The sequence below is a fragment of the Bradyrhizobium sp. LA2.1 genome (genome assembly GCF_040547725.1).
Classification (GTDB): Bacteria; Pseudomonadota; Alphaproteobacteria; order Rhizobiales; family Xanthobacteraceae; genus Bradyrhizobium; species Bradyrhizobium barranii.
Genome location: NZ_JBEPQI010000007.1, coordinates 409,431 through 415,799 on the forward strand (window position 1 = coordinate 409,431; position 6,369 = coordinate 415,799).

The 6,369-nt window shown below is 63.7% G+C and carries 7 protein-coding genes; 2 read left to right on the forward strand and 5 right to left on the reverse strand.

The genetic code is table 11. From position 1 onward, the window contains the following. The first annotated feature begins 96 nt into the window (after positions 1–96). On the forward strand, positions 97–900 hold the full coding sequence (locus ABIB95_RS16895) for an enoyl-CoA hydratase/isomerase family protein (protein ID WP_354240695.1): 804 nt from the start codon (positions 97–99) through the stop codon (positions 898–900). Here the strand turns inward: ABIB95_RS16895 and ABIB95_RS16900 are convergent, their stop codons facing one another. The 3 genes from ABIB95_RS16900 to ABIB95_RS16910 all read right to left on the reverse strand — a co-directional run bounded on the left by ABIB95_RS16900 (position 901) and on the right by ABIB95_RS16910 (position 4,389). Further along, on the reverse strand, positions 901–2,526 hold the full coding sequence (locus ABIB95_RS16900; RefSeq protein ID WP_354240697.1) for an AMP-binding protein: 1,626 nt from the start codon (positions 2,524–2,526) through the stop codon (positions 901–903). A gap of 126 nt (positions 2,527–2,652) precedes the next feature. Further along, entirely contained in the window at positions 2,653–3,453 is an 801-nt protein-coding gene (locus ABIB95_RS16905; protein ID WP_354240699.1) for an enoyl-CoA hydratase/isomerase family protein, read from the reverse strand. 54 nt (positions 3,454–3,507) lie between these two features. Continuing rightward, entirely contained in the window at positions 3,508–4,389 is an 882-nt protein-coding gene (locus ABIB95_RS16910; protein WP_354240701.1) for an SDR family oxidoreductase, read from the reverse strand. Between the two features lie 236 nt (positions 4,390–4,625). Here ABIB95_RS16910 and ABIB95_RS16915 point away from each other — a divergent pair, with 236 nt between their 5' ends. Further along, positions 4,626–5,150, forward strand: coding sequence for a MarR family winged helix-turn-helix transcriptional regulator (locus ABIB95_RS16915; protein WP_354240703.1), 525 nt, complete (start codon positions 4,626–4,628; stop codon positions 5,148–5,150). A gap of 46 nt (positions 5,151–5,196) precedes the next feature. On the opposite strand, the gene ABIB95_RS16920 is transcribed toward ABIB95_RS16915, so the two are convergent. Beyond that, entirely contained in the window at positions 5,197–5,922 is a 726-nt protein-coding gene (locus ABIB95_RS16920; RefSeq protein WP_354240720.1) for an SDR family NAD(P)-dependent oxidoreductase, read from the reverse strand. Between the two features lie 16 nt (positions 5,923–5,938). Continuing rightward, on the reverse strand, positions 5,939–6,295 hold the full coding sequence (locus ABIB95_RS16925) for an SDR family NAD(P)-dependent oxidoreductase (protein ID WP_354240722.1): 357 nt from the start codon (positions 6,293–6,295) through the stop codon (positions 5,939–5,941). Between the last annotated feature and the right edge of the window lie 74 nt (positions 6,296–6,369).

Below are 6,369 nucleotides of genomic sequence, written 5' to 3' on the forward strand. Positions count from 1 at the left end.
CTCGATCGGTCGGCGGCCTCGACGAGCATTGCGCTCGACGATCGTACACTATATTACGATATGCCATCAAGAACAATGAACGATGGGAGCGCGAACGTGACGCAACCGAACACCATCACGATCGAGAGCCGCGACGCGATCGATATCCTGACATTGAACCGCCCGGCCCAGCTCAACGCCGTCTCCCCGGACATGATCGCGGAACTGACCGCCTACTTCGCCGACCTGCACGATCGGCCGACCACGCGCGTTGTGATCCTGCGCGGCAACGGGCCTCAATTTTCCGCGGGTGCCGAACTCGGATCGGATGCGTTTGCTGCACCCGGCAAGGGGCGGCCACAGCGGCAACTCAAGATGCAGCAAAGCTACTCCGGCGTGATCCGGCTGATGCGGTCGTGTCCCCAGCCGATCGTCGGGCTCGTGCATGGCGCAGCCTGCGGCGCGGGCTTTTCCTTCCTGCTCGCCTGCGACGTCCGCTTCGCAGCACCGGACGCGCGGATGAATGCCGCCTATATCCGCATCGGCGTCGGCGGCTGCGACATGGGCTCGGGCTATCTCCTACCCCGGCTCGTTGGATTGTCCGTGGCCTCGGAGTTTCTGCTCACGGGGCGCTTCATCAAGGCTGAACGCGCCAAAGCGATCGGACTGGTCAGCGACATCACGCCGGCTGATGAGCTTCTGGCGAAGGGAATTGCGTTCGCCGAAGACATGCTAGGCGTCTCCCCCATGGGGCTTCGCATGACGAAGCAGGCGCTCAACACGCTGATCGATGCGCCGAGCCTCGATGCGGCACTGATGATCGAAGACCGGCAGCAGGTCATCCTGCTTGAGACCCATGATCACGCGGAGGCCGTCGCCGCGTTTCGCGAGCGACGGGATCCGACCTATTCCGACCAATGACTATTTGGCGTCGGCAAACACGGCGGCGAACTCGCGCAATTTGAACTTCTGGATCTTGCCGCTCGCCGTGCGCGGCAACTCGGCTACGATTTCGACCCGCTCGGGCCAGAACTGCTTGGCCATCCTGGCCTCGCCCAGATAGCTCTGCACCGCCGCCAGGTCGATCGTGCTTCCCGCGCGCGGAACGATGAAGGCACAGCCGCGCTCGCCGAGCCTGGCATCAGGAAAGCCAACGACAGCGACCGCGGACACGGCCGGATGCTTGTAGAGCAGGTTCTCGATCTCGACGACCGGCACGTTCTCCCCGCCCCGGACCAGAATGTCCTTCACGCGGCCCGAGATACGGATGTAGCCGTCCCGGTCCATATAGGCGAGATCGCCGGAATCGAACCAGCCGTCGCCGTCGAACGTCGGCAGCTCGGGCCGCTTGTAGTACCCCTTGAACATCTGGGCACCACGAACCAGGAGTCGCCCCGACTCTCCTGTCGGCACCGGTCGTCCATCGGTATCGACGATCCTGACTTCCATCCCGTCCTGTGCCCGGCCATCCGTGTGCGCCGACTTCTCCGCAGCGCGGGCGGGCTCGGTAAGCGTGCCAGACAGAACCTCAGTCATGCCCCACAACGAGCAGACCTTGAGACCGAGCTCGTCGGCCGCACGCCCGATCAGGACGGACGGGATCGGTGCGCCGCCGCACAGGAAGGAACGCAGGCTGCTCGGATCGGGGGCTCCGGCCTTGACGGCATCGCAGATGTCGCTGAGGAACGGCGTCGACGCTGCGGTATAGGTCACGCCTTCGCGGGCCATCAGGTTGACGCCGCGCCTGGCTTCCCAGATGTCCTGAAGGATCATCGTGCCGCCGAGATAGACCGAGAGCAGCACGATCGCGGCGTAGCCCGTCATGTGACCGACCGGAGAGGCGACCAGCAGCACGTCGCTCGAATCGAGTCCGAACCGCCCCGACAGTGCCTTGCAGCAGGCAACCAGCGAATTCGAGGTGTGCATGACGCCCTTGGGCTCACCCGTCGTACCTGAGGTGAACATCAGCACGGCCATGTCGTCAGGACGCAGGCCCGCCGGAAGCTTGTCGGGCTCGGACGACAGCAGCATCCGCTCAAAGCCGATTTCATCGTCGCCGTCGGCGACGATGACGTGCCTGAGATGGGGCAGATCGGGGCGCATGCCTTGCGCCATCGCGGCATAGTCGAACCCCCGATAGCTCTTCGGCACGATAAAGACCTTTGCCTCGCAGAAATTCAGGATGTAGAGCAGCTCGCGCTCGCGCAGGATTGGCATCACCGGGTTCATCACTGCGCCGATTTTGGCGCAGGCGAATGCAGTGACCACGAATTCCCACCAATTGGGCAGTTGCACGGTAACGACATCGCCGCGGCCAACTCCGAGCCGCAGCAGCGAGCTCGCGGCGCGATCCGCGAGCCTTGCCAGCTCCGCGTAGGTGAACCTCGGCGCGGGTTCGCGATCCGCCCGGTCGGCGACGATTGCGACCTTGTCGGGCGCTCTTGCGGCGGCCTCGGTCAGCAACTGATCGACGCTTTTGTCGAGCCAATAGCCGGCTTCGCGAAAGCTGGCGTGAGGCGCGTCTCGTAAGGCGGCGGCCACGGTCATGTCTCCCTCCTGCGGTGTCGTCATTTCCGACTTCGCGCCGGATTAATTTCGTTTATCGGTGTACCTTATTGGCGCGTACGATCTGCTGCCAATGGTCAGATTGTCGCTCCGGCCCCACCGCTAGCGTCACGTCCCGGTAAACACCGGCTTGCGCTTCTCGACGAAAGCCCTGACGCCTTCCCGTGCATCTGCCGTTCTCGAAATCGCAGCGAGCGTCTGCGCCTCCTCCTCGAGCTGGCTTTCGAACGATCGATCGTTGGTCTGGGCGAACAGCCGCTTGATCGCACCAAACGCCTCGGTCGGGCCGGCAGCGAGCTCCTTCGCGATCCGCGCCGCCTCGGACGGTACTGCATCATCTGGAACGACGACGTCGACGAGGCCGAGCGACAGCGCCGTCGCGGCATCGAACGTCTCACCGAGCAGGAAAAATCGTCTTGCGCGCGCGAAGCCGATCCGGCGTGTAAGCGTCGTGGTCGACCCACTGTCCGGACTGAAGCCGATTTTGGAGAACGCCGCCGATATCCTCGCCGATTCCGCCATCACCACGAGGTCGGCGGCCGCGATCAGCGACACGCTGCCGCCCGCGACATTGCCGTGAACGGCAGCGACGACCGGCGCGCGCATCCGGACCATCCTTGCCATGGCCACATGAATGTCGGCGGTCCAGGCCTTGATCGTCCCCGGCAGCGCGTCTCCCTGCTTCACCAGTGACATCAGGTCGCCGCCGACGCTGAACAGCCGGCCGCGCGCGGATAGCAGCACCGCCCGCACATCGGCACGCTCGCTCAATTCCGCGATAGCCAGGCCAAACTCGCGACAGAAAACACCGTCGATTGGATTGCCGCGGGTGGGCTGATCCAGAATGATATGGGCGAGACCATTATCGATAGTGCATTCGAAACTCTTGGTCGATATGGCCAGTCCCATCGGCATTCCTCCCTTCACGACAAAGCGCTTGCAGATCTTTCCGCCCATCGAGGCCTAGATCGACCGTGCCTGCTTTTCCTTTTGCACCGAAGCCTGGATGGTCTCGCGGGCGCGCTGCCAGTCGGCGGGCGACAGTTTTGACAGCCCGGCAAAGGTGCTGGGCGCGGCCAGATGATGACCGCCATCGATGCTGATCGTATCGCCAGTGATGTAGCTACAGCCATCCGACATCAGGAAGATCAGGAGATTGCGCAGCTCGTCCATCTTGCCGAAGCGACGTAGCGGTACCTCGCTTGCCTGCGTTGCACCGACGCCAGTCTCTGCCAGCGGGTTTAGTTTGTCCCAGGCCCCTTCGGTCGGGAACGGTCCGGGCGCGATCGCGTTGACGCGAATGTTTTTCGGCCCCCACTCGACCGCGAGCGACATCGTCATGGCATGGACCGCCGCTTTCGCCATCGCAGCCGGCACGACAAAAGCCGATCCGGTCCACACCCAGGTGACGAGGTTGCTGATGATCACGCCCGGCAGGCCAGCCGAGATCCACCGCTTGCCGCAGGCGAGCGAGGTGTAGAACGAGCCGTCCATCACCGTCGAGCGGACCGCCTCATAACCCCGCGGCGACAGCGTCTCGGTCGGCGCCAGGAAATTGGCGCCGGCGTTGTTGACGAGGCCCGTGAGCGGGCCATCCGCCCAGATGCTGGTCATCATCGCCTCGATGCTGTCGGGCTCGCGCACATTGGCGAGTAGTGCGGTAGCCTGCCCTCCTGTTCGCGCGCTAATCTCTTGGGCGGCCTGCTCGAGAACATCCTTGCGCCGTCCGCAGATGTAGACGTGGGCACCATGGGCGGCAAAGCCGATTGCCATCTCCTTGCCGAGGCCGGTTCCTCCACCCGTAATCAGGATGCGCTTTCCCTTGAGCACGGCGGCGTCGAACATGGGCGGCTCCCTTCCTGCGATCGATTTTCATTGCGGTCGGCGCGTCTCCGCTGGACAGAACAAGCACCGCGCCCGGCCGATTTAATACACTAGCGTACTTCTTTTGTAAATCGGTCGACGCCCACGGCGCTGGAAAGCCGTTTCCACGCCCATTTCATAGCCTTCCCTTTAAAATACGCTGGTGTATGGTATCAGTTGCACCTCCGGCCCCGACTCGGCCCTCAAGGGAAACATCGATGGTTGAACTGCCCGATTGGGATCTGCGTCTCGGATATCTCATCCACGACGTGTCGCGGCTCAGGAGGATGATGTTCGACCGCGCGCTGGCGCCGCTCGGGATCACCCGCTCGCAATGGTGGGTACTGGCGTTCATTTCCCGCAAGGACGGCCTTCCCCAGGTGCAGCTCGCCAACGAGCTCGATGTCGGCAAGGTCGCCGTCGGCGCCCTGATCGACCGCCTGGAGTCGTCCGGCTTCGTGATACGCCAGGCCGATCCTGTCGACCGGCGGGTTAAGCGCGTCTATGTGACCAAGCAGGCGCGCGGCTTCCTGGAGAAGCTCCGTAAGGAAACTGACAAATTCAACGCCAGGATCGTCAACGGGATCGACCGGAAGCAACTCGAGGCGGCCTCCGACGCGCTGCTCGCCATGAAGCACAACCTCCTCGCCATGTCGGGCGGTACGGAAACCGACGGCGAAGCGGACGCGGAGGAGGATGCGCAGCCGTCCAAGACCCGGAAAAAGCGGCGGGCAGCGGCCTGAGGCCTGCCACCCGCCTGAGGTGCTCCGGGAGGAGTTCGTGGACGTCTCATGAGACGATGTCGCGTCCCCAGATGTCGGCGTTGGGGCGAGCTTTCCGCATCAATTCCATGACCTGAGGGCCGAGCTCGTTGGGATCTTCGACCGGGTCGATTCCCGGGCCGGCGTGCCAACCTTCGGCGACCTTGAGAATCCCGTCGCCGGCCTCAAATACGCGGCCGGTCACATCCTGTGACTCCTCACTGGCGAGCCAGACCACGATCGGGGCGACCCAACGCGGGTTGCGTCGCTTGAGCTCCTCCTCGGTGCGCTCTCTCAATCTCTCAGTCATCCGCGTCTGCGCCCGCGGCGCGATCGCGTTGACCGTGATGCCATACTGCCGAAGCTCCGTGGCGCTGATGATGGTGAACGCAGCGATGCCCGCCTTGGCGGCTCCGTAGTTGCTCTGGCCGACATTGCCGAACAACCCGGAAGCCGACGAGGTGTTGATCAGGCGGGCGCTGACCGGCGCACCGCGCGTCTTGGCCTCCTGCCGCCAATATTGTGCGGCATGGTGCGACGGCGCGAAGGTGCCCTTGAGATGCACCTTGATCACCGCGTCCCACTCAGCCTCGGTCATGTTGACCATCATGCGGTCACGCAGGATGCCGGCGTTGTTGATGAGGACGTCGAGCCGGCCGAATGTGCTGATCGCGTCGTCGATCAGCGCCTTGGCGCCGGCCCAGTCGCTGACGTCATTGCCGTTCACGATGGCTTCGCCGCCATTGCGCTTGATGTTTCTTCACGCCGGTCTAGGGCGAAGCTGCGTAGGGTGGGTAGAGCGAAGCGAACCCCACCGACGTCGGCAATGATGGGTTTCGCTGCGCTCTACCCATCCTACGAGTTCTTCCTTCTCCCCTTGTGGGAGAAGGTGGCGCGAAGCGCCGGATGAGGGGTATCGCTCCGCGGAGAAAATTTTCCGTGTCGTCGACGACCTGCTGCGCCGGTGAAAGATCGGCGCCCTCTCCCGCAGCCGTGCTGCCGAGGTCATTGACGACCACCTTTGCGCCTTGCTCCGCCAGCATCAGCGCGTATTCGCGCCCGAGCCCGCGGCCGCCTCCCGTGACGATCGCAACCCGTCCGGCACATAGTCTTACTGCGTCATAAATTTTTGCGCGATCGCGGACGCAGGATCGCTCTTGCGCAACATGGACATCGCGACAGACTTCTGACGAGGGCGAGA